General features: G+C 67.3%; 19 protein-coding genes and 1 pseudogene. 15 read left to right on the top strand and 5 right to left on the bottom strand.

Annotated elements, in window-relative coordinates; all coding sequences use genetic code 11:
• Together J0I47_RS07030 and J0I47_RS07025 are read right to left on the bottom strand one after the other, a co-directional pair.
• The coding region (locus tag J0I47_RS07030; RefSeq protein ID WP_294045819.1) for a M13 family metallopeptidase N-terminal domain-containing protein at positions 1-1,073 on the bottom strand (1,073 nt) is incomplete at its 3' end.
• 188 nt (positions 1,074-1,261) lie between these two features.
• On the bottom strand, positions 1,262-2,095 hold the full coding sequence (locus J0I47_RS07025) for an EamA family transporter (RefSeq protein ID WP_294045818.1): 834 nt from the start codon (positions 2,093-2,095) through the stop codon (positions 1,262-1,264).
• A 167-nt stretch (positions 2,096-2,262) separates the two neighbouring features.
• Between J0I47_RS07025 and J0I47_RS07020 the strand changes: the two genes are divergently transcribed.
• A complete protein-coding gene (locus J0I47_RS07020; RefSeq protein ID WP_294045816.1) occupies positions 2,263-2,736 on the top strand; it encodes an Lrp/AsnC family transcriptional regulator in 474 nt (157 codons plus the stop codon).
• A gap of 201 nt (positions 2,737-2,937) precedes the next feature.
• On the opposite strand, the gene J0I47_RS07015 is transcribed toward J0I47_RS07020, so the two are convergent.
• Both J0I47_RS07015 and J0I47_RS07010 read right to left on the bottom strand, forming a co-directional pair.
• The gene (locus J0I47_RS07015) at positions 2,938-3,444 is read right to left on the bottom strand and encodes an NmrA family transcriptional regulator (RefSeq protein ID WP_294045815.1); all 507 of its coding nucleotides are present in this window, start codon (positions 3,442-3,444) and stop codon (positions 2,938-2,940) included.
• Positions 3,445-3,494: 50 nt separating this feature from the next.
• A pseudogene (locus tag J0I47_RS07010) lies at positions 3,495-3,839 on the bottom strand (type IV secretion system protein); the annotation flags it as partial.
• Positions 3,840-4,116: 277 nt separating this feature from the next.
• Here J0I47_RS07010 and trbG point away from each other — a divergent pair.
• From trbG to J0I47_RS06940, 14 genes are all read left to right on the top strand, one after another.
• Positions 4,117-4,938, top strand: coding sequence for a P-type conjugative transfer protein TrbG (trbG, locus tag J0I47_RS07005; protein ID WP_366809839.1), 822 nt, complete (start codon positions 4,117-4,119; stop codon positions 4,936-4,938).
• Positions 4,935-6,158, top strand: a complete 1,224-nt coding sequence (locus J0I47_RS07000) for a TrbI/VirB10 family protein (RefSeq protein WP_294045813.1) — start codon at positions 4,935-4,937, stop codon at positions 6,156-6,158. The genes trbG and J0I47_RS07000 overlap by 4 nt, the downstream gene beginning before the upstream one ends.
• Position 6,159: 1 nt before the next feature.
• Complete coding sequence (locus tag J0I47_RS06995) at positions 6,160-6,378, top strand: DUF2274 domain-containing protein (protein ID WP_294045812.1); 219 nt, start codon at positions 6,160-6,162, stop codon at positions 6,376-6,378.
• Positions 6,375-6,593, top strand: coding sequence for an AlpA family phage regulatory protein (locus tag J0I47_RS06990; protein ID WP_294045811.1), 219 nt, complete (start codon positions 6,375-6,377; stop codon positions 6,591-6,593). Before J0I47_RS06995 ends, J0I47_RS06990 begins: the two co-directional genes overlap by 4 nt.
• Before the next feature lie 679 nt (positions 6,594-7,272).
• Positions 7,273-7,776, top strand: coding sequence for a PilZ domain-containing protein (locus tag J0I47_RS06985; protein ID WP_294045809.1), 504 nt, complete (start codon positions 7,273-7,275; stop codon positions 7,774-7,776).
• Between the two features lie 201 nt (positions 7,777-7,977).
• Positions 7,978-10,008: a M13 family metallopeptidase gene (locus tag J0I47_RS06980; protein WP_294045808.1), complete on the top strand. Its 2,031-nt coding sequence runs from the start codon at positions 7,978-7,980 to the stop codon at positions 10,006-10,008.
• Positions 10,009-10,050: 42 nt separating this feature from the next.
• Positions 10,051-11,697, top strand: coding sequence for a M28 family metallopeptidase (locus tag J0I47_RS06975; protein WP_294045807.1), 1,647 nt, complete (start codon positions 10,051-10,053; stop codon positions 11,695-11,697).
• A 72-nt stretch (positions 11,698-11,769) separates the two neighbouring features.
• Positions 11,770-12,402 carry an aldehyde dehydrogenase iron-sulfur subunit PaoA gene (gene paoA, locus J0I47_RS06970; protein WP_294045806.1) on the top strand — a complete coding sequence of 211 codons (633 nt, stop codon included), beginning with the start codon at positions 11,770-11,772 and terminating at the stop codon, positions 12,400-12,402.
• On the top strand, positions 12,399-13,358 hold the full coding sequence (locus J0I47_RS06965; RefSeq protein ID WP_294045805.1) for a xanthine dehydrogenase family protein subunit M: 960 nt from the start codon (positions 12,399-12,401) through the stop codon (positions 13,356-13,358). Before paoA ends, J0I47_RS06965 begins: the two co-directional genes overlap by 4 nt.
• A complete protein-coding gene (gene paoC / locus J0I47_RS06960) occupies positions 13,355-15,562 on the top strand; it encodes an aldehyde oxidoreductase molybdenum-binding subunit PaoC (RefSeq protein ID WP_294045803.1) in 2,208 nt (735 codons plus the stop codon). The genes J0I47_RS06965 and paoC overlap by 4 nt, the downstream gene beginning before the upstream one ends.
• A gap of 79 nt (positions 15,563-15,641) precedes the next feature.
• Entirely contained in the window at positions 15,642-19,184 is a 3,543-nt protein-coding gene (locus tag J0I47_RS06955; protein WP_294045802.1) for a hydantoinase B/oxoprolinase family protein, read from the top strand.
• Positions 19,184-19,840, top strand: a complete 657-nt coding sequence (locus J0I47_RS06950) for a DUF969 domain-containing protein (protein ID WP_294045801.1) — start codon at positions 19,184-19,186, stop codon at positions 19,838-19,840. Before J0I47_RS06955 ends, J0I47_RS06950 begins: the two co-directional genes overlap by 1 nt.
• Positions 19,837-20,781, top strand: coding sequence for a DUF979 domain-containing protein (locus tag J0I47_RS06945; protein ID WP_294045800.1), 945 nt, complete (start codon positions 19,837-19,839; stop codon positions 20,779-20,781). Before J0I47_RS06950 ends, J0I47_RS06945 begins: the two co-directional genes overlap by 4 nt.
• Positions 20,781-21,764, top strand: a complete 984-nt coding sequence (locus J0I47_RS06940; protein WP_294045798.1) for a DUF2891 domain-containing protein — start codon at positions 20,781-20,783, stop codon at positions 21,762-21,764. The genes J0I47_RS06945 and J0I47_RS06940 overlap by 1 nt, the downstream gene beginning before the upstream one ends.
• Here J0I47_RS06940 and J0I47_RS06935 read toward each other — a convergent pair whose 3' ends face one another.
• On the bottom strand, positions 21,765-22,148 hold the full coding sequence (locus J0I47_RS06935; RefSeq protein ID WP_294045797.1) for a VOC family protein: 384 nt from the start codon (positions 22,146-22,148) through the stop codon (positions 21,765-21,767).
• Positions 22,149-22,155: the final 7 nt, after the last annotated feature.

Here is a 22,155-nt window from a genome sequence, read left to right as displayed (position 1 = left end):
TTGTTCGCCAGAACCAGCATCGCGGCCTTGCGCTGCGGGTCGAAGAAGCGCCGGACATATTCACGACCAATCAGTTCGCCGAGCCGGTCATCGACGAGATTGATCGCGCGGCGCTCGCGGGTCGGCGTGCCGCGCGATGCGCGCACGATTTTGGAGAACGTGTCGTAGCTGTCGGTGAACCGTTGCGGCAGGAAGCGGCCAGCTTTGTCGATCAGGTGGAAGCTGGCCCACGCTTTGAGGGTGTCGAGCGGGGTCGATGCCCAAAGAGCGGCAATCCCCGTCAGCGCGTCGCGCTGCACGACGATCAGCCGCTGCCTCGGTCCTGCTGGCAGGCCGGCGACGCGCAGCATTCCCGACCACGGCAGTCCCGGCGAATTCTGCGCAAGCGCGCCAAGGGTCGTCGGGTTGATCGACTTGGCCGGATCGTCGCTGTCGGTACGGCTGTAGCTGACCTTGGCGATCGCCGTCTCGAAGTTGACGACCGCCGCCGCGTGGCGCGCTGCGTCGCCGTCGCCCGCCAGCGCGAGCGAACGCTCGACATAGGGCTGCAATGCGGCGCGAGGCGTCTTGAACCGGTCGAGCAGATAATAGTCGCGGTCGGGAAAGGTCAGTCCGCCCTGCATCACGCCGATCACCTCGCGCCGGGCATCTGCGGGATCGGCGTCAACGTCAAACGTCACCGGCCCAGTCGTGAAGCCGGGCCGGGCGACCGCTAGCGCCAGCGCGTCGCGATCCTTCGCAGCGGTGATCGGAGCGAGGTCAGCTACGAGGGGGGCGATGCCGCGCGCTTCGATCGTCGCCGTGTCCATGTAGCTGCGATAGAGCGCCCCGATCTGCGACGTTGGCGGACTGGTTTCGATGATCGCCCGCATCCGTGCCTCGGAAAGGCGGCGCAGATCGAGATACGGCCCGGTGGACCCGCTGTCGGCTGGGATCTCCGCACTCTTCGCCCAAGTGCCGTCGGCGTAGGCATCGAAATCGTCGCCGGGCCTGACGTTCAGGTCGCGCGCGGTCAGGTCGACACCCCATTTCCCGTACACTTTGTCGGCAAGTGGATCGCCATTCTGTGCCAACGCACCGCTTGATACCAGCAGTATCGCTGCCAGAACACCCGCCCTTGTTGACATCGCGCAGTTCCCCCTCGCGACGAGGTTAACCGGACACAGGGCAGATTCAACCATTTATGGCAGCTTACAAGATCGAGCTCGATCGAACTGAACGTCTGATCATAGGGCGCATAACGGCCGAAGCCTTCAACCCTTCAGGCTGGTTGCTCGAACCCTTCACCGCTTTTGGCGTTAAGCGCAGTTCCGATCGACGAGCAGATGATAAGCCCCACCGCCAGCCATTGCATCGGCGATAACATTTCGCCGAGGAGCGTCATTCCGACCAGCGATCCGACCGCAGGCTCCGCGCTCAACAACGTACCAAAGGTGTTTGCCGGCAATCGCTTAAGCGCGACGATCTCCAGCGAATAGGGAATGGCGCTGGAGACGATGCCCACAACGATGCCGAGTGCGATCGCGTCCCAGGCCAAGATCGACGTCCCAGCATGGGCGATACCGACGGGCAGCGCGACGAGTGCTGCCAGTATCATACCTCCCGCCGCGGCTGCAGGGCCATGAGTACTACCGGCCTTCTTGCCGCCGACGATATAGATTGCCCAGCACGAGCCGGCGACGAGCGCCAACCCGGTTCCGCGCCAGTCGAGCGGGCTCGCATCACGCCAAATCGGCATCAGCAGCGCGAGTCCCGCCATCGCCAGCGCAATCCACGCAAAGTCCGATCGTCGGCGCGACGTGAGCACGGCGACGGCGAGCGGCCCGGTAAACTCGATCGCGATCGCGATGCCGAGCGGAATGTAGTTGAGCGCCTTGTAGAAGGAGAGGTTCATCACCCCGAGCACGACGCCGTAGACGAGCAGCGACCGCCAGCCGCTGCGCAGATCGATCCGCCAGGGCTTGAAGACCGCCGCCATCAACACCGCCGCTACGGTCAATCGCAGCGCCGTCGCGCCCTCTGGCCCGACCAGCGGGAAAAAGTGTTTCGCAAAGGTCGCGCCCGTCGTGACCGAGACGAGTGACAGGAACAACATTGCGATCGCAGGATAGTCGACGCGCGCGAAACCGGGCCGCGGCAATACAGTAGAGATCATGACGAACCCAATATTTGTGGAGAACGGCCCGAACCTACGAGGCGCACCGGATAAGTGTGATCGATTTTTGTGAAGACGTGATAAAGTTTATCTGGCAGAGCTAGCGAGTGGCAAATATCGATCAGCTCGACGATTTCGACCGCCGGCTGCTAGAGCTCGTGCAGATCGGTGCCAAACGGCCGGTCGCTGAACTGGCTGCGGCGGTCGGGCTATCGGCACCGGCCTGTTACCGCCGGCTCCGTCAGCTCCGTGCGAGCGGCGTGATCGAGCGCGAGGTCGCGATTGTCCGACCACGGACGTTGGGCTGGCCCTTATCGATGATCGTACTGGTCACGCTGGAGCGCGAAAACGCCCATACGCTCAACGAAATGATGGCCGTGTTCCGGCGTGAACAAGAAGTTCTGGAGGCTTGGAACGTCACCGGCGATCACGACTTTGCCGTGCGCATCATTGCCCGTGACATGGAAGGTTATGACGATCTGGTGCAGCGATTGTTTTCTGCAAACGATAAAATCCGCAGCTTCAAGACGCTCGTCATCATCCGCGAAGCCAAACTCCTGAGCGCCATACCAGTGACGTAGGTGCGTTTTGGCCAACGAGCGATGTGCAGCGGCGCAATTGTCGGCACCTGTATCCTCGCATGAACCACTGGCAGCTTTTGGAATTATCGGCGGACCGATCGTATGGCGACAATTAGGGCTCAAAGCAGCGCGATCATTCAATCGGTGACGAGGCGGCCGCAAGGCTGAAGCCTCACGACCGCCCAACAGTGATGCGGCAGATCAGTTCGACACGAGTTCAGCCACGAATTCGCGATAGGAGTGCAGCGGCCGGCCCAGCATCGCGGTTAAGCGTTCGATATCGCCCGTTTCGGGGATCATGCCGTCGCTCACGTAGCGTTCGGCCATGAGGCGCATTTCGTAAGCAGTCCACCGCGGCAGAAAGGTCGCCATGTTCTGCTCGAAGCCCGCAGGGTCGCCGCCGCCATAGACTACGGGACGGTCCAAAACATCAGCCCAGATGGCAGCTGCACTATCGCCGGTCAGGGTGTCGGGACCGATCACATTGATTGTCTCGATCGGGAGTTTGGTCGGCGCGGTGTCACGCCGGATCAACTGGATCGCCGCTACTTCTGCGATGTCGCGCGTGCTGACCATCGCGACGCCCTTGCTGCCGATCGGCATGGGATAGACGCCGTGCTCAAGCACCACGTCCTTCACCATCGCCTCATTGTCGATGAAATAGGTCGGTCGCAGGATGGTCGCACCGAAGCCCATCGCTTCTAGCATTCGTTCCGCGCCGGACTTGACCGCGAAATGCGGGACGTTGACCGCACGGTCCCCGATTCCGCGAGTGTGCCGGGCTTGAGCAAGTCGTCGGCGCTGATCGTGCCCGCACTGGCGGTGACACCGGCGGCGGCAAACGAACGGAAGATGATCGTCGCGAGCGTCGAGAAGCTGCCGATGATATAGGCGAACGCGCCGACATAGAGGATCTTCTTGATTAAGCGCCCCATCACGTCCTGATCGCCGCCCAGCGCCCAGAACAGACCGGCGAGCGTCACGTCGATGCCGATCAGCGTGGCGGCGAGGAAATGGACATCGCCGCCCAGCAGCCCAAAGCCGTTGTCGATATATCGCGTGAACGCGGCAACGAACCGGTCGATGACGCTGAAGTCGTCCATGCTGTGCGATCCTGTCGGAAGTTGGGCCCCCCGAGGCGTGCGGCGGGGAGCGATGCCGCACGCCCCGGCGGGGTGTGACGACGAGCGTTTACATCGACGCGATCGATTGGAGCCGCGAACTCGAGCCGGCGAGCGCGCCGACCCCCGTCGCTCCGCCGGCGCCGCCGGCTGCCCCCGCCGCTGTCACTATTCCCTCGGGGTCGCCGCTCGATCCCAATCTCGGCCTGCGGCCGGCCCCATCACTCCCGGAGACCCAGAAATGACCCAACTTCATCCCTTGTCCCTGCTTGCCCTGAGCCTTGCTACCGCGGCGCACGCCGCGCCCGAGGCCAAGCGAACGACCTCTGCTCGCGCGGTTGCCGCCGCCAATGCCGCCGGTACGATCGAGCCGACGCCCAATGCGTTCGTCGCGGCCAGCGCCATGCTGCCGTTTGTCGATGGGCAGATCTATCACGTCCTGACCGCGCCCGAGACCGTCACCGACATCCTGCTCCAGCCGGGCGAGACGCTCGGCTCGGTCGCGGCGGGGGATACCGCGCGCTGGGTCATCGGCGATACGACCAGCGGGTCGGGCGCCGACAAGCGGGCACATGTCCTCGTGAAACCGATCGGTCCCGGTCTCGCCACGAACCTCGTTATCACGACCGACCGACGGACCTATCACGTCACGCTGACCAGTGCGGCAGGACCGGCCATGTCGGCCATCGCGTGGACCTACCCGCAAGACACCATGCTGGCGCTCAAGCGCGCAACCGATGCCGCTGCCGCCGCGACGCCGGCCGCCCCGGCGCTCGACATGGATCAGCTCCATTTCGATTATGCGATCACCGGCGACAAGGTGGCGTGGCGGCCGTTGCGCGCGTTTGACGACGGCAAGCAGACGTACATCGAGCTGCCCGCAGGCCTCGGCACGACCGACGCGCCACCATTGTTCGTGGTCGGCGCCACGGGCGCCGCGGAGCTGGTCAACTTTCGCCTGCGCGGCCGCTATTATGTCGTCGACCGCCTGTTCGACGTCGCCGAGATGCGGCTGGGCACCAAGCGCCAACAGGTCGTGCGGATCACTCGTGGCACGACGCGTCGTGGGAGGGCCGTATGAGCGAGATGCCTCCGGTCGATGAAGCGCCGATCGTGCCGCCCAAGGTCGACCCCGAGACGTTGGTGCTGCGCGCGCGACCGGCGCGCGCGATCCGTTTCAAGCGCGGTGTTGTCGTTTCGCTGGCCGCTCTAGCCGCCGGTGGGGTCGTGGTGACATCGTGGTTCGCGCTCGAACCGCGCGCGTTGCACCTCGCGACCAATCCCGACGATCAGCCGCCGGGCATCAAGGCGCCGTCCGACACGTTGAGCAGCTTGCCGACCAGCTATGGCGATGCGCCGAAGCTGGGACCGCCGCTTCCCGGTGATCTCGGACGACCGATCCTTGATCGTCAACGGCAACTGGCAACGCTGCCGCCCGTGCCGCCGGTTGCAACGCCAGGCGTGGACAAGTCGCAGATCGCTGCCGAAGCGCGCCAGAGACGGTTGCAGGAACTGGCGACGGCGCGGGCGTCGGGTCTGATGGTTCAGACTGCCAGCCAGGCGGCGGCGCCAGCGGTGGGCGTATCATCGCTAGTCGAGGCAACGCCGCCGGATGCTGCAGCCAAGCTCGAGCAGGATCCTTCGGCCGATCCGAACGGTCAACTGCGCAACAACGCTTTTGCGGACAATGCTTCGCGCAAGGGCGACGTGAACCCCAATCGCGTCGCGGCCGCACCGTCGCCCTACACCCTGTCCGCCGGCAGCGTGATCGCGGCGAGCCTCATCACCGGCCTACGCTCGGATTTGCCCGGCATGGTGACGGCGCAGGTGACCCAGCGCGTCTATGATAGCGCGACCGGCACGATTTTGCTGGTTCCGCAAGGTGCGCGGCTGATCGGGACGTACGATTCTGTAGTAGCGTTCGGACAGAGCAGGGCGCTTGTCATCTGGCAGCGCATCGTCTTTCCAGATGGCAGTTCGATCCAGATCGGCAACACGCCGGCAAGCGATCCTTCGGGCTATGCCGGTCTCGCCGACAAGGTCGATTTCCACACATGGACTTTGCTCAAGGGCATTGTCCTTTCGACGATGCTCGGGGTCGGCGCAGAGCTGCAGTTCAGCGGCCGCGGCGATCTCGTCGACGCACTGCGTCAATCGGCCGAGCAGAACGTGTCGCGAGCTGGTGACCAACTCACATCGCGCAACCTCAACGTACAGCCAACGATCACGGTGCGGCCCGGTGCGACGATCCGGTTGCTCGTGCATCAGGACCTGGTGCTCAAGCCCTGGCGGGAGGAGTAACATGTCGGCGTTGAAATTGCCCCGGCTGGACGACCGGACACCGGTCAAACTCGGTATCGTCGTGACGCCGCAGCTTCACGCCGACCTGCAACTTTACGCCCAGCTGTACCGCGACGCTTACGGGGTTGAGGAGGTGGTCACCGAACTCATTCCACCGATGCTTGCATCGTTCCTCGCGAGCGACCGCGCGTTTGCGCGGGCACGGACCGCATCGAAATGAGCGACGCGGAGACGAGTGACCGGCTGATCAAGCTCGACGAAGTGAAGCGGCGCGTCGGGCTCGGCAAAACCATGATCTACCGGCTTATCGGCGAGGGCAAATTCCCGTCGCCGTACAAGGTCGATGATTTCGCCTCGCGATGGAGCAACCGCGAGATCGTCGCTTGGATCGACGATGTGAAAGACGGTTTCGAAGGCAAAAAGCGTAAGGTCTAAGCGGGACGCAGCGCGTGATTACAGGGCTCTGTGTGTTTATCCTGCGCCAGGTTGAAAGGCAGTGTGGGGCGTTGCCAATGTACCGTCAGTTCGATAGAGAGACACGCAGTCGAACTGATCCCGCAAGCGTTTGAAATCGGGTGAAATCGTCGACATGGTACATTACATGGTACGCAGAGGGCAGGGTTGAATAAAGCTTAGCCAAATCAATGGCTTGTCACCTAAGTGTGATTCCCACCCTCTCCGCCATAGCCAGTTTCGCGCGATATTTTGTTTAGCGAGCAGCCGGTCCGATCGTGATCTCCGAGGCTTCCCGCGTGATCGTCGGCGGGGCACTTTCGCACTGCTGGTTGGCCAGCGTTCTGACGTACCAACCTCAGCTTCAGGTCGATGGGCATCCGGCGGTTGCCGTCCCTTCGAAAAGCAGCGCTACAGGTACCCCGTGGTCTGTGCTTTCCGTCTACACCCCAACAAATCATATATTAAATGGCGCAAACAGATGTGCCGATTGGACGTTGGTCGAATATCGAGTGGTTTGCGGCGGCGCGGTAGCGTTTCGTTAACCGCGGGGTGTTTTGAAAACGGTAATGTGCCCTGGCTATCGAAGCGGAATGTTCGTCGTATTTTCAACGCCCTATCGAGTCGGCGCTGAGTTCGTGTCGCCGATCCTCGCGCGACCGTGAAGAACCGCGACCCAAGGATAGCCGTCCGCATCCAGGCCAGGATGCTGCTTGGACGGGATTGGGTTGATGTGTCGATCCAGAACCTGTCGTCGCGCGGACTGATGGCGAAGACCAGGGCCGACGTGACGCAGCGAAGCTATGTCGAGATCCGCCGCGGCGACCATATCGTCGTCGGTCGCGTCGTCTGGTGCCGCGGCGGCGCTTTCGGCCTGCGATCGCAGGATCGGATCGATATTACCGGCATGGTCGGCGGGGCACGGTCGGGAGCTTCCTCGACGGCATCGCCCGAAGCGATGCGTACCGAGCGGCGGGCCGGAACGAGAAACGACACGCCGCATCCGTCCGCGCGTCGGGCCGACCGCAGCCGCCTGTTCGCCCGTCGCCTCGAACTCGTCGCGATCGGTGCGGCCGGCGTTTCGGGCTGCGTCGCCATCGCATTCATCGCGGCGCGCTCGTTACAGGCGGCGTTCGCGCCGGCGTTGACCGCGCTGGGCGGCTGACCCGAGCCTGACATTCCAATCGCCCTAATTAAAGGGCGATGCGTCGCCCTGTTGCCGCCGCTGCGGATGAGAGAGGGCGAGACGAGCTGCGTTTCACGGCGCTTGCCCGCCGTCGTTAAACGCTCGCAAAAGCTCGCAAAAGAACGTGACCGGCGGTCGTCGGCGCGATAGCGTCGGACATTCTCCAAAAGGGGGTTCCCGATGCGCCGTTCCGTTCTGCTTGCCGCTGCCAGTCTGCTTGCCGTCCCCGCTTTGCTCGTCGCGCAGACGGCGAAGCCCCGATACGGGGGCTGGGGGCTGGAACTCGGCGACATGGATCGCAGCGTGAAGCCGGGCGACGATTTCTATGCCTATGCCGAGGGCACGTGGCTCAAGAACCATCCGATCCCGGCCGACAAGGTCGGCGCCGGCTATAATTACGACCTGCCCGACGAAATCGAGGGCCAGGTGCGCAAGATCGTCGAGACCGCCGCCGCCAATCCGACAACGCCGACCGCACGCAAGGTCGGCGATTTCTACGCCGCCTGGATGGACGAACGGGGGATCGAGGCGCGGGGGACGGCGCCGCTCAAGCCTTACCTCGCGCGGATCGATGCGGTGACGACGCGGCCCGAACTGGTGCGCCTGATGGCACAACCGGGCTGGCCGGCGCCGGTCGGGATCGGCATCGGTGTCGATCAGGACGACCCCACGCGCTACACCGCGACGGCGGGGCAGGCGCGGCTCGGCCTGCCGGTGCGCGATTACTATTTGCTGACGGGCGACAAGTATGTCGCGATCCGCGCGGCCTATCGCGACTATCTCGTCAAGCTCCAGACGCTGGCGGGCATCCCGGATGCCGCCGCCAAGGCCGAGCGGATCATTGCGCTGGAAACGCGGCTGAGCCAGGACCAGTGGACGCCGGAGCGCCGCCGCGACCCGATCGCGACGCACAACCCGATGACGCGCGCGCAACTGACCAAGCTCGCGCCCGAGTTCGACTGGACCGCGACGCTGGCGTCGATGGGGCTGGGCGATGTCAGGATGGTCGATGTCGCGGAGACGACGGCGGTCGCCGCCGCCGGCAAGCGGCTCGCCGACGTGCCGTTGTCGACGTGGAAAGAGTGGGTGACGGTCCGCTTCATCAGCGACCATGCCGCCTTCCTGCCGCATGCGTTCGACCAGGCGAACTTCGATTTCTACAAGAAGACCCTGTACGACATCCCGGAGCAGCGCGCGCGGTGGAAGCGGGGCATGGGCCTGCTCGACGGCGCACTCGGCGAGGCGGTCGGGGCGATCTACGTCCAGCAATACTGGACGCCGGCGACGCAGGCCAAGGCGGACGAACTCGTCACCGACATGCGCGCCGCGTACAAGGACAAGATCGACGGCGCCGCCTGGATGGACGACGCGACGCGCAAGGCCGCGCTGGCGAAGCTGGCGACCTTCGATCCGCGGGTCGGGCATCCCGCGAAGTGGATCGACTATTCGACACTGGCGGTCAGCCGCACCGATCCGCTCGCCAACGACCTGGCGTCCGATGCGTTCAACTGGCGGTTGCAGCTGCAACGGTTCCCGCATGCGGTCGATCGCGGGCTGTGGTTCATGACGCCGCAGACGGTGAACGCCTATTACGACCCGACGATGAACCAGATCACGCTGCCGGCCGCGATCCTCCAGCCGCCGTTCTTCGACGCCAACGCCGATCCGGCGGTGAACTATGCGGAGACGGGTGCCACGACGATCGGGCATGAAATGGGGCACGGTTTCGACGATCAGGGCCGGCAGTATGATGAAAAGGGCCGCCTGCGCGACTGGTGGACCGCGGCGAGCGCAGCCAAGTACAACGTCCAGGCCGACCGGCTGGCCACGCAGTTCGACCAGTACGAGCCGATCCCCGGCACGCATATCAAGGGGCGGCTGACGCTGGGCGAAAACCTCGCCGACCTGGGCGGGCTGGAGACGGCCTATGCCGCCTATCGCCGCTACGTCGCGCGGCACGGCGAGCCGCCGGTGCTCGACGGTTTCACCGGCGACCAGCGCTTCTTCATCGCCTTCGCGCAAGCCTGGCAAGGCAAGCGCCGCGAAGGGGCGCAGCGCGCGGCGCTGCTGTCCGATCCGCACAGTCCCGACAAGTATCGCGTCGACGGCATCGTGCGGAACTTCGGCCCGTGGTACGCGGCGTTTAACGTCAAGCCGGGCGACGCGCTGTACCTGCCGCCCGACCGGCGCGTGTCGGTCTGGGGCCAGTAGGTCCGGCGAGCCAGCGCGTCGTAGCTTAAGGGAGAACGATCCATGCGGTGGTTGTCGATCGGCCTCGTGCCTGCACTGTTGCTGACCGCGGGTGCGTCGCCGACGGATCGGGCCGATCCGGGAGCCATGTCGGACACCGCGAAGGTGCTGGCATCGGACGCATTCGAGGGCCGATCGCCCGGCACCGCCGGCGAGCAGCGCACGCTTGAGTATCTCGTAGCCCGGTTCAAGGCGCTGGGCCTCGCGCCGGGCGGACCGGACGGGGCGTGGCTGCAAAAGGTGCCGATGATCCATACCCGGCTGGGTACGGGTACGATCGGTTTCAGCGATACCGCGGGCAAATCGGTGTCGTTCGATCCGGCGAAGGAGATCAACCTCACCACCGTCAGGGCCGATCCGCGCATCGCGATCGCCGGGGCTCCGATGGTGTTCGTCGGCTATGGCGTCAGCGCGCCCGAGGCGAAGTGGGACGATTTCAAGGACGTCGACCTGCGCGGCAAGGTCGCCGTGTTCCTGGTCAACGACCCCGATTTCGAAGCCGTCGCCGGCGAGGATGCGTTCGGCCGTTTCGGCGGCCGGCGGATGACCTATTACGGCCGCTGGACCTACAAGTTCGACGAGGCGGCGCGGCGGGGCGCGGTGGCGGCGCTCATTATCCACGACACCGGCGGCGCTGGTTACGGCTGGTCGACCGTATCGGCCTCCAACGGCGAGAATTACGATATCGTGCGCGATGCCGGCGACCGGCGCGTGCCGTTGCAGGGCTGGATCGAGCACGATGCCGCCGATCGCCTGTTCAAGGCGGCCGGGCTCGATCTCGCCGCGCTGCGCGTCAAGGCGCGGTCGGCGGCATTTCAGCCGGTCGCCATGCCGCTACGTTTCTCCGCCGATTTGCCAGTCGCGGTGGCGCGGATCGAAAGCGCCAACGTGCTCGCGAAGCTGCCGGGCACGAGCCGCGCGAGCGAAACGGTGATGTTCGGCGCGCATTGGGACGCCTATGGTCGGGGGCCGGCGGATGCGCAGGGGCGGACCATCCGCCCGGGCGCCAACGACGACGGATTGGGCGTGGCGGGCGTGCTCGAACTGGCGCGGCTGTTCAAGGCCGGCCCGCGCACCGATCGCAGCCTGGTCTTCGCGCTGTGGACCGGCGAAGAGCGCGGTCTGCTCGGGTCCGAATATTATGCCACGCATCCGGTCTATCCGCTGGCGACGACGGCGGCGAACCTGACGATGGACATCCTGCAAACCGCGGGTCCGGCGAAGGACGTCATCCTGGTCGGTGCCGGCAATTCGACGCTCGACCAGGACCTGGCCGATGCGGCGCGCGCGCAGGGGCGGACGATCACGGCGGAGACGTTCAGCGAGCGCGGACTGTTCTATCGCGCCGATCATTTCTCGGTCGTGCGGCGCGGGGTGCCGTCGCTGCTGCTGATGGCGCTGGGCGGGCCGCCCGATCTGGTGAGCGGCGGCAAGGCGGCGGGGCAGCGATGGCTGGACGCCTACATGGCCTGCTACCACAAGACATGTGACGCGTGGGACGCGACGTGGGATCTGCGGGGAGCGGCTGCGGATGTCGACCTGTTCCACGCCATGGGCCTGCGGCTCGCGCGGGCCGGCGTGTGGCCGACCTGGTCGGCCACGTCCGAGTTCCTCGCGCTGCGCCGGAAGACGGACGCCGAGCGCCGATAGGTTCAACGGCCGGCCGCGCCGCATCGAAACCGTCCGGTGCGCGTTGTCGTGTCTCCTGTCGGGGATGCGGCGATGAACGAAGGATTGGATGTGACGCGACGCAATGTGCTGGCGAGCGGTGGCGCGGCGGCCGCGCTGGCGGCGGTGCCGGGTGCGGAAGGCCGTCCGGTGATGGCGAAGGCGGGGGCGCCCCCGACGATGCCGGTCAGCCTGACCGTCAACGGCAAGCGTCGCGACCTGACGCTCGATACGCGCACTACGCTGCTCGACGCCTTGCGCGAGCATCTCCACCTGACCGGCACCAAGAAAGGCTGCGACCACGGCCAGTGCGGTGCATGCACCGTCATCGTCAACGGCGAGCGGATCAATTCCTGCCTCAGCCTCGCGGTGATGCACCAGGGCGACAAGGTGACGACGATCGAGGGGCTGGGCACGCCCGACAAGCTGCATCCGATGCAGGCGGCGTTCGTCAAGCATGACGGCTATCAGTGCGGCTATTGCACGCCGGGGCAGATTTGCTCGGCGGTCGCGGTGCTCGACGAGATCAAGGCGGGCATCCCGAGCCACGTCCAGGCCGACCTGCTCGACCGACCCGGCCTCACCACGATCGAGATGCGCGAGCGGATGAGCGGCAACATCTGCCGCTGCGGCGCCTATTCCAACATCGCCGAGGCCATGGCCGAGGTGGCGGGAGCGAAGGCATGAAGGCGTTCACCTATACCCGCGCGAAAGACCCGGTCGAGGCGGCGCGGATCGTCGCGAGCGAGCCCGGCGCCAAGTTCATCGCCGGCGGCACCAACCTGCTCGACCTGATGAAGCTGGAGATCGAGACGCCGACGCATCTGGTCGACGTGCAGGACCTGAAGCTCGACGCGATCGACGCGACGGACGGCGGGGGCCTGCGGATCGGCGCGCTGGTCAGCAACACGCGGCTGGCGGCCGACAAGCGCGTGCGGCGCGATTATGCGGTGCTGACGCGCGCGATCGTCGCGGGCGCGTCGGGCCAGCTTCGCAACAAGGCGACGACGGCCGGCAATCTGCTGCAACGGACGCGGTGTCCGTATTTCTACGATCCCAACATGGCGTGCAACAAGCGCAAGCCGGGGTCGGGCTGCGCCGCGATCGGCGGCTATTCGCGGCAGCTCGGCGTGATCGGCACGTCGGACGCCTGTATCGCGACCTATCCCGGCGACATGGCGGTGGCGCTGCGCGTGCTCGACGCCGGGGTCGAGACCGTGAAGGGCGATGGCCAGCGGCGGACGATCCCGATCGCCGACTTCCACCGGCTGTGGGGCGACCGGCCCGATCGCGACACGGTGCTGGAGAAGGGCGAACTCATCACCGCGGTCACCTTGCCCAAGCCGGTCGGCGGCACGCACCTCTATCGCAAGGTCCGCGATCGCTCGTCCTATGCGTTCGCTTTGGTGTCGGTCGCGGCGGTCATTGCCAAGGACGGAACGGGTCGCGTGGCGTTCGGTGGCATGGCGCCCAGGCCATGGCGCGTCGAGGCGGCGGAGGGTGCAATGCCGCGTGGCGCCAAGGCGGTGGCGGCGCAAGTCTTCGCTGATGCCCGCCCGACCAGGGACAATGCGTTCAAGCTGACGCTCGCCGAACGCACGCTCGCCAGCGTGATCGCCGAAGCGCGGGAGATGGCGGCATGAAGTTCACCGAGCCCGCCGGCACCAACCCAATCGACCGCCAGAAGCATGTCGGCCGCCCGACCCCGCGGATCGACGGCAAGTTCAAGACGACCGGCACCGCGCCCTATGCCTATGAACGCCACGATCGCGTCGCCGAACCAGGCTATGGCTATATCGTCGGCGCCGGCGTCGCGAAGGGGCGGATCAATTCGATCGACACGGTGGCGGCCGAGGCGGCGCCGGGCGTGCTGGCGGTCGTGACCTACAAGAATGCCGGCAAGCTGGGCAAAGGCGACATGAATACCGCCAAGCTGCTCGCCGGTCCCGAGGTCGAGCATTATCACCAGGCGGTCGCGATCGTCGTCGCGGAGACGTTCGAACAGGCGCGCGCCGCCGCCGGGCTGGTCAAGCTCGATTATGCGCGAGCGAAGGGCGCGTACGACCTGGCCGCCGCGCGCGACGATGCGCCGGTGGCCAAGGACGACGGGCTCGGCGGGCCGGCGCGGACGACGGCGGGCGACTTCGCCGCCGCTTTCGCGCAGGCGCCGGTCACGCTCGACGAGACCTATTCGACCCCCGACGAGAGCCATGCGATGATGGAGCCGTTCGCCTCCACCGCCGCGTGGCAGGGCGACAGACTGACGGTGTACACGTCGAACCAGATGATCGGCTGGGGCGTCGGCGACGTCGCGAAGACGCTGAACCTGTCCAAGGACAAGGTGCAACTGGTCTCGCCGTTCATCGGCGGCGGATTCGGCGGCAAGCTGTTCGTGCGGGCCGATGCGGTGCTGGCGGCGCTGGGTGCGAAGGCGTGCGGCCGCGCGGTCAAGGTCGCGATGCAGCGTCCGCTGATGATGAACAACGCGACGCACCGCCCGGCGACGATCCAGCGCGTGCGGATCGGCTGCGAGAAGGACGGCACGATCACCGCGATCGCGCATGTCGGCTGGTCGGGCAATCTGCCCGGCGGCGGCCCGGAGACGTCGGTCAGCCAGTCCAAGATTTTCTACGCCGGCGCGAACCGCCTGACCGAATTGCGGCTGGCCGAGCTCGATCTGTCCGAGGGCAATGCGATGCGCGCGCCGGGCGAGGCGCCGGGGCTGATGGTGCTCGAAGTGGCGATGGACGAGATGGCGGAAAAGCTCGGGATGGACCCGATCACCTTCCGCATCAAAAACGACACGATGGTCGATCCGGAGAAGCCCGACCGCGCCTTCTCGCAGCGCCATCTGGTCGAATGCCTGAAGACCGGGGCGGCGAAGTTCGGCTGGGAGAAACGCCACGCCAAACCGGCGCAGGTCAGCGACGGCCGCTGGCTGGTCGGGATCGGCATGGCGGCGGGCATCCGCAACAATCTGCTGATGAAATCGGCGGCGCGGGTGCGGCTCGACAAGCGCGGCGTGGTGACGGTCGAGACCGACATGACCGATATCGGCACCGGCAGCTACACGATCATCGCGCAGACCGCGGCGGAGATGATGGGCGTAGACCTCGACGCGGTGGTCGTCCGGCTGGGCGATTCCGCGCATCCCACCTCGTGCGGATCGGGCGGGCAGTTCGGTGCGAACAACTCCACCTCCGGCGTGTACGCCGCGTGCGTCAAGTTGCGCGAGCAGGTGGCGCAAAAGCTCGGGTTCAACTCCGCCGACGCGACGTTCAGCGACGGCAGCGTCCATGCCGGCAACCGCTCGGCAAAGCTCGCCGACGCCGCGAAGGACGGCGAACTCAGCGCCGAGGATGCGATCGAATATGGCGACCTCGACAAGAAGTACCAGCAATCGACCTTCGCCGCGCATTTCTGCGAGGTCGGCGTCGATCGCTACACCGGCGAGATCCGTATCCGCCGCATGCTGGCGGTGTGCGACGCCGGGCGCATCCTCAATCCGGTCTCGGCGCGCAGCCAGGTGATCGGCGCGATGACGATGGGCGCGGGCGCCGCGCTGATGGAGGAACTGGCGGTCGACACGCGCTTCGGCTTCTTCGTCAACCACGACCTCGCGAGCTACGAAGTCCCGGTCCACGCCGACATTCCGCACCAGGAGGTCGTGTTCCTCGACTATCCCGACGACAAGTCGTCGCCGATGAAGGCGAAGGGCGTCGGCGAGCTCGGCCTGTGCGGCGTTGGCGCGGCGATCGCCAACGCCGTCTACAACGCGACCGGCGTCCGCGTGCGCGACTATCCGCTGACGCTCGACAAATATCTCGATCGCCTGCCGCCGGTATGAGGATTACGGCGAGCGGGCGCTCCCGGACGCCGCTTTGCGCATCGACAGGACGGCGGGTTCGGCATAACCCGCACATCGCATGGAGCGTTGGAACTTCTGGGTCGATCGCGGGGGGACGTTCACCGACGTAGTGGCTCGCCGTCCCGACGGATCGATCGGTGTGGTCAAGCTGCTCTCGGAAGCGCCGGGCCGGTATGCCGATGCGGCGGTCGAGGCGATCCGGCGGCTGACGGACGGCCGCGACGCCGCGTTCGACCTGCGCATCGGCACGACCATCGCGACCAACGCCCTGCTCGAACGCAAGGGCGCGCCGACCTGCCTCGCGATCACGCGCGGGTTCGAGGACGCGCTGGTGATCGGCTATCAGGAGCGCGCCGACATCTTCGCGCGCGACCTCCGCCGTCCGCCGCCGTTGTTCGACCGGGTGATCGGCATCGACGAGCGGATCGCGGCGGACGGCAGCGTGGTGCGGGCGCTGGACGAAACCGCCGCGCGGGTCGCGCTACGGGACGCCTACGACGCCGGCCTGCGCGCGCTCGCGATCGTGCTGGTCCACGGCTATCGCCATCACGCGCACGAGGTCGCGCTAGCCCGCATCGCCGAGGCGATCGGCTTCACCCAGATCTCGGTCAGCCATCGCGTCGCCCCACTTATCAAGCTGATCGGCCGCGGCGACACGACCCTCGTCGATGCCTATCTGTCCCCGGTGCTCGACGCGTATGTCGCGTCGCTCGAACAAGCGCTGGGGCCGGGGGCGCTGTTCATGCAGTCGTCGGGCGGCTTGGTCGATGCCCGGCTGTTCCTCGGCAAGGACGCCATCCTGTCTGGGCCGGCGGGCGGCATCGTCGGCATGGCGGAAACCGCGTGCCAGGCCGGGTTCGACCGAGTCATCGGGTTCGACATGGGCGGCACGTCGACCGATGTGTCGCATTTCGCCGGCAGCTACGAGCGCGATACGGAGACGTTGATCGCCGGCGCTCGCGTCCGCGCGCCGATGCTGCGCATCCACACGGTCGCGTCGGGCGGCGGGTCGATCTGCCGCTTCGACGGGCAGCGGCTGCTGGTCGGACCGGAGTCGGCCGGGGCCGTGCCGGGGCCGGCCTGCTATCGCCGCGGCGGGCCGCTGACCGTGACCGACTGCAACGTGATGCTCGGCAAGCTGCAACCCGCCTTTTTCCCGGCACTGTTCGGGGAGGACGGGCGGCAGCCGATCGATCCCGACGCGGTGGCGGTGCGGTTCGCGGCGCTGTCGCTCGATCCATATGCGGCCGCGGAAGGGTTCGTGACGGTCGCCGTCGCCGACATGGCGAACGCGATCCGCAAGATATCGGTCGAGCGCGGGCACGACCTGACGCGCTACACGCTCGCCTGTTTCGGCGGGGCCGGCGGTCAGCACGCCTGCCTGGTCGCCGACGCGCTGGCGATGGATCGCGTGATGATCCATCCGCTGGCCGGGGTGCTGTCGGCCTATGGCATGGGCCTGGCGAGCCGACGCGAACTGCGCGAGGCGACGGCGGGGTTCGCGCTGGCCGACGCGGCGGCGATCGCCGCTGCCGTCGCGGCACTGGCGGATGAAGCGAGCGCCGCGCTGATCGCGCAGGGCGTCGACCCGGCCGAGATCGTCGTCGAGCGCCGGCTCCACTTGCGGCGCGGCCAGACCGATCACACGATCGAGGTCGATCTCGTGTCCGAAGCGGCGATGACCGACGCGTTCGACGCGGCGCATCGCGCGCAGTTCGGGTTCTCCGCCGCCGCGCCGCTGATCGTCGATCGCATCACGGTCGAGGCGGTGGCGGGGGGATCGGCGCTCGACGGCACGGTCGCCGCGCTGCCGGCGCACGCCGGCGCGGCGGAGACGGTGGTGCCGGTCTATTGCGCCGGCGCCTGGCGCGACACGCAGGTCTATCGGCGCGAGGTACTGGGGGCGGGGCAGGCGCTGAACGGGCCGGTGCTGATCGTCGATGCCGTCGCGACGACGATGGTCGAGCCCGGCTGGCGAGCGGCGGTCGATACCGTCGGCAACCTGATCCTGACGCGCGCCGTCCCGCGCAGCGCGGTTCGTGTGGGAACGGAGCTCGATCCCGTCCGCCTCGCGATCTTCGCCGGCCTGTTCATGAGCATCGCCGAGGAGATGGGGGCGGCGCTCCAGCGGTCGGCCGCCTCGGTCAACATCCGCGAGCGGCTCGATTTCAGCTGCGCTTTGTTCGACGGCGCCGGCAATCTGATCGCGAACGCCCCGCACATCCCGGTGCATCTGGGGTCGATGGCCGAAAGCATCCGCACGATCATCGCCGATCGCGGTGCCGGCGCCGACGGGCGCAGCATCCGGCGCGGCGATGCCTACGCGCTCAACGCGCCGTATCGTGGCGGCACCCACTTGCCCGACATCACCGTCATCATGCCGGTATTCGCCGGCCCGGACGAGGCCGCGCCCGCCTGGTTCGTCGCCGCGCGCGGGCACCATGCCGATGTCGGCGGCATCACACCGGGATCGATGCCGCCCGACAGCCGCTCGATCGCCGAGGAAGGCATCGTGTTCGACGACGTGCTGGTGGTCGACGAGGGGCGCTTCCGCGACGCCGAGCTGCGTGCGCTGCTCGGCGGGGGCGAGCATCCGGCGCGCAATATCGACCAGAACATCGCCGACCTGACGGCGCAGCTCGCGGCCTGCACGCGCGGTGCCGCCGGACTGGCGCGCGCCGCCGCCGATTACGGCGCGGACGTGGTCAGCGCCTATATGGCGCACGTCCAGGCCAATGCCGATGCCGCCGTGAAGCGGCTGATCGCGACTCTGCACGATGGCGCGTTCGCCTATGAAATGGATGATGGTGGCGTGGTGCGCGTGGCGGTGCGGATCGATCGCACCGCCGGCACCATGACGGTCGACTTCACCGGTACCAGCCAGCAACGCCCGACCAACTTCAACGCGCCCGCCTCGATCGTGCGCGCGGCGGTGCTCTACGTCCTGCGCACCCTGATCGACGAGCCCGTCCCGCTCAACGACGGCTGCCTGCGCAGCGTGACGATCGTGGTGCCCGACGGGTCGATGCTCAACCCGCATTATCCGGCGGCGGTCGTCGCCGGTAACGTTGAGACCAGCCAGGTCGTGACCGACGCATTGTTCGGCGCGCTCGGCGCGATGGCGGCGAGCCAGGGGACGATGAACAACTTCACGTTCGGCGACGACGAATTCCAATATTACGAGACGATCGCGGGCGGATCGGGCGCGGGGCCGGGCTTTGCCGGCACCCCGGCGATCCAGACTCACATGACCAACAGCCGGCTGACCGACCCCGAAATCCTGGAGACGCGCTTTCCCGTCCTGCTCGAGCAATTCTCGATCCGGCGCGGGTCGGGTGGGGCAGGGGCGAGCGATGGCGGCGACGGTGCGACGCGGCGCATGCGGTTCCTGCGGCCGATGACCGCCTGCATCCTCGCCAACCGCCGCCGCGTGCCGCCGTTCGGGCTCGACGGCGGGCAGGACGGCGCGGCGGGCGTGTCGCGCGTCGAGCGCGCCGATGGGCAGGTCGAGACGCTCGGCGCCACGGCGAAGGTCGCGATGCGGCCGGGCGACGTCTTCGTCATCGACACGCCGGGCGGCGGCGGGTTCGGCAAGCGCTGATGCTCGTGCTCGCCGGCATCGCGGTGATCGTCGCGGGGTTCCTGCTCCGTTTCAACCCGCTGCTGGTGGTGGCCGCGTCGGCCCTGGTGACCGGCTGGGCCGCCGGCATCGCCCCGCTCGCCATCCTGGCGGCGTTCGGCAAGGCGTTCAACGCGAACCGATTCGTCACCGTGATCTACATCGTCCTGCCCGTGATCGGTCTGCTCGAACGGCACGGGTTGCAGGCACGCGCGCGGCAGGTGATCGGGAAGGTGCGCGGCGCGACGGTGGGGCGGCTGCTGATCGGCTACCTGCTGTTCCGCCAGCTGACCGCCGCACTCGGGCTGACCTCGATCGCCGGGCCGGCGCAGACCGTGCGGCCGCTGGTCGCGCCGATGGCGGTCGCCGCGGCCGAGACGCAGGGCGAGGCGCCGGGCGGCGACGAGATCCCCGCGCTGGCGGCGGCGACCGACAATATCGGGCTGTTCTTCGGCGAAGACATCTTCGTCGCGGTCGGCTCGATCCTGCTGATGAAGGGCGTGCTGGAGGGGTACGGGATCGCGGTCGCGCCGTTCAGCCTGTCGGTCTGGGCGATCCCGACAGCGGTCGCGGCATTCGTCATTCACGCCGCGCGGCTCTGGCTGCTCGATCGCCGGCTGGCACGGCGGCGCGCATGATCGGCTACGGCTTCATCTACACGGTCACCGGCGCGGTCTTCGCCGCCTATGCGCTGCTCAGCCTGGCGAACCGCGCCAACCCGAAGCGGTGGGGCAACGCCGCGTTCTACGGATTGCTGGCGGTCAGCTTCCTGCTCGGCGAACTACTGGGCGACGTCGGCAACGGCCTGCTCGTGCTCGGGCTGGTGGCGATCGCGGGGACGGGAGCGATGGGGCGCGGCGCGCCCGATGGCGTGGTGGACGACGAGCGCCGCACCGGCGAAGCGGCGGTGCGCGGCAACTGGCTGTTCGCGCCGGCGCTGATCGTGCCGGCGACCGCCCTGGTCGGGACATTGCTGTTCCCGCATTTGCCCGGGCTGGTCGATCCCAAGCAAGTCACGCTCGTCTCGCTCACGATCGGCGTGTTGCTGGCGCTGACGGTCAATTATGTCTGGCTGCGGCCGCGCGCGACGACGCCGTTCGTCGAGGGCGTGCGGTTGATGGATGCGGTCGGATGGGCCGCCGTGCTGCCGCAGATGCTGGCGAGCCTGGGCGCGGTCTTCGCGCTGGCCGGGGTGGGTGGCGTCGTCGGCAACCTGATCGGCGGCGCGATCCCGCACGGCAGCCTGATCGCGGCGGTCGTCGCCTATGCGATCGGCATGGCGGGTTTCACGATCGTGATGGGCAACGCCTTCGCCGCGTTCCCGGTGATGTTCGCAGCGATCGGGATGCCGCTGCTGATCGGGCAATATCATGGCGACGCGGCAGTGATCGCGGCGGTCGGGATGCTGGCCGGGTTCTGCGGCACGCTGCTGACGCCGATGGCGGCCAATTTCAACCTGGTGCCGGCGGCGTTGCTCGACCTGAAGGACAAGAGCGCCGTCATCCGCGCGCAGGTGCCGACCGCGCTGCCGTTGCTCGCGGCGAACGCCGCTTTCCTCTACTGGATGGGTTTCCCGTGATGCTCGACGCCGCCACCGCCTCGCGTTTCGCCACGCTGACGCTCGGCCATCTGACACGCGAATGGCCGTACAAGCTCGACCAGGTGCTGACCGGGCCGGACGACCTGGTGCCGCCGCGCGAGCTTCATCCGATCTTTCACGGCAGTTTCGACTGGCATAGCTGCGTCCATGGCTGGTGGCAGGTGATGCGACTGGCGCGGCTGTTTCCCGACCTGCCCGAACGACCGGCGATCGAGGCGTTGGCGGACACGATGCTGACCCCGGCGCGCGCGGCGGCCGAACTGGCCTATCTCGACCGACCCTATACCGGCGGTTTCGAGCGGCCCTATGGCTGGGCGTGGTTACTGGCGTTGCACGGCGAACTGGCGCGCCGGCCCGAGCGCGCATGGGGCGAGGCGCTGGCGCCGCTCGCGCGGGCGTTTGCCGACCGGTTCGCCAAGTATCTGCCGCGGCTGGGTTATCCGGTGCGCGCGGGAACGCACGCCAATACGGCCTTCGCGCTGACGCTCGCTTTGTCGTGGGCGCGCGACCATGACCGACCGCTCGCGCAGGCGATCGGCGCTCGGGCCGGGCAATGGTATGGCGACGACCGCGACGCGCGACCGTGGGAGCCGAGCGGCGAAGACTTTCTGTCGGCGACGTTGTGCGAGGCGGTGCTGATGCGGAATGCCCTCGACTCCGCCGCGTTCGCGGACTGGTTCGCGGCATACCTGCCCGATCCGTTCGGTGACGCGACCGCGTGCCTGCGCACGCCCGCCGTCGTGACCGATCGCAGCGACGGACGGCTCGCGCATATCGACGGCGTCAACCTCAGCCGGGCCTGGTGCTGGCGGCAACTGGCGGACGCGTTGCCCGACCCGGCGGCGGCGCGGGCGATCGCCGACGTGCATCTCGCCGCCGCGCTACCGCATATCGGCGACGATTACATGGGCGAGCATTGGCTGGCGACCTTCGCGCTGCTGGCGATAGGCCCGGACGTTTAGTCAGCCCGCGGGCGGTTCCCACAGTTCGACCGCATTTCCCTCCGGATCGTGCACCCGCGCGAAGCTCCCGACATGGGGGTCGTTCCATTCGGGCTTGGTGACGACCTCGACGTCCGCCGCGCGCAGCTTGGCGATCATGCCTTCGAGATCGCGGACGCGCAGGTTGAGCATGAACTGTTTGTCGGCGGCGAAATAATCGGTGTCGGCCTTGAACGGCGCGAACACCAGCGGCCCGCCCTGCACCTGCCAGCTATAGGCATCGGCCTCGCCCGCGCCCTCCGCCGCGCAACCCGCGCCGACGCCCAGGTGATCGCGATACCACGCGGTCAGCGCGTCGGGGTCCGTCGCCCGGAAGAAGAAACCGCCCATTCCCAGTACCGGCATCGTCAGT

The sequence above is a fragment of the Sphingomonas sp. genome (genome assembly GCF_017304635.1).
In the GTDB taxonomy this organism is placed as follows: domain Bacteria; phylum Pseudomonadota; class Alphaproteobacteria; order Sphingomonadales; family Sphingomonadaceae; genus Sphingomonas.
Note: the sequence above shows the minus strand (reverse complement) of the source record. Positions and strands in the feature narration are given on the sequence as shown.

Coding starts and splice junctions, on each gene's coding strand:
- J0I47_RS07025 (WP_294045818.1), bottom strand. CDS start 2,095: ATGTTGTTCCTGTCACTCGTCTCGGTCACGACGGGCGCGACCTTTGCG.
- J0I47_RS07015 (WP_294045815.1), bottom strand. CDS start 3,444: ATGCTAGAAGCGATGGGCTTCGGTGCGACCATCCTGCGACCGACCTAT.
- J0I47_RS07000 (WP_294045813.1), top strand. CDS start 4,935: ATGAGCGAGATGCCTCCGGTCGATGAAGCGCCGATCGTGCCGCCCAAG.
- J0I47_RS06995 (WP_294045812.1), top strand. CDS start 6,160: ATGTCGGCGTTGAAATTGCCCCGGCTGGACGACCGGACACCGGTCAAA.
- J0I47_RS06990 (WP_294045811.1), top strand. CDS start 6,375: ATGAGCGACGCGGAGACGAGTGACCGGCTGATCAAGCTCGACGAAGTG.
- J0I47_RS06980 (WP_294045808.1), top strand. CDS start 7,978: ATGCGCCGTTCCGTTCTGCTTGCCGCTGCCAGTCTGCTTGCCGTCCCC.
- J0I47_RS06975 (WP_294045807.1), top strand. CDS start 10,051: ATGCGGTGGTTGTCGATCGGCCTCGTGCCTGCACTGTTGCTGACCGCG.
- paoA (WP_294045806.1), top strand. CDS start 11,770: ATGAACGAAGGATTGGATGTGACGCGACGCAATGTGCTGGCGAGCGGT.
- J0I47_RS06965 (WP_294045805.1), top strand. CDS start 12,399: ATGAAGGCGTTCACCTATACCCGCGCGAAAGACCCGGTCGAGGCGGCG.
- paoC (WP_294045803.1), top strand. CDS start 13,355: ATGAAGTTCACCGAGCCCGCCGGCACCAACCCAATCGACCGCCAGAAG.
- J0I47_RS06955 (WP_294045802.1), top strand. CDS start 15,642: ATGGAGCGTTGGAACTTCTGGGTCGATCGCGGGGGGACGTTCACCGAC.
- J0I47_RS06950 (WP_294045801.1), top strand. CDS start 19,184: ATGCTCGTGCTCGCCGGCATCGCGGTGATCGTCGCGGGGTTCCTGCTC.
- J0I47_RS06945 (WP_294045800.1), top strand. CDS start 19,837: ATGATCGGCTACGGCTTCATCTACACGGTCACCGGCGCGGTCTTCGCC.
- J0I47_RS06940 (WP_294045798.1), top strand. CDS start 20,781: ATGCTCGACGCCGCCACCGCCTCGCGTTTCGCCACGCTGACGCTCGGC.
- J0I47_RS06935 (WP_294045797.1), bottom strand. CDS start 22,148: ATGCCGGTACTGGGAATGGGCGGTTTCTTCTTCCGGGCGACGGACCCC.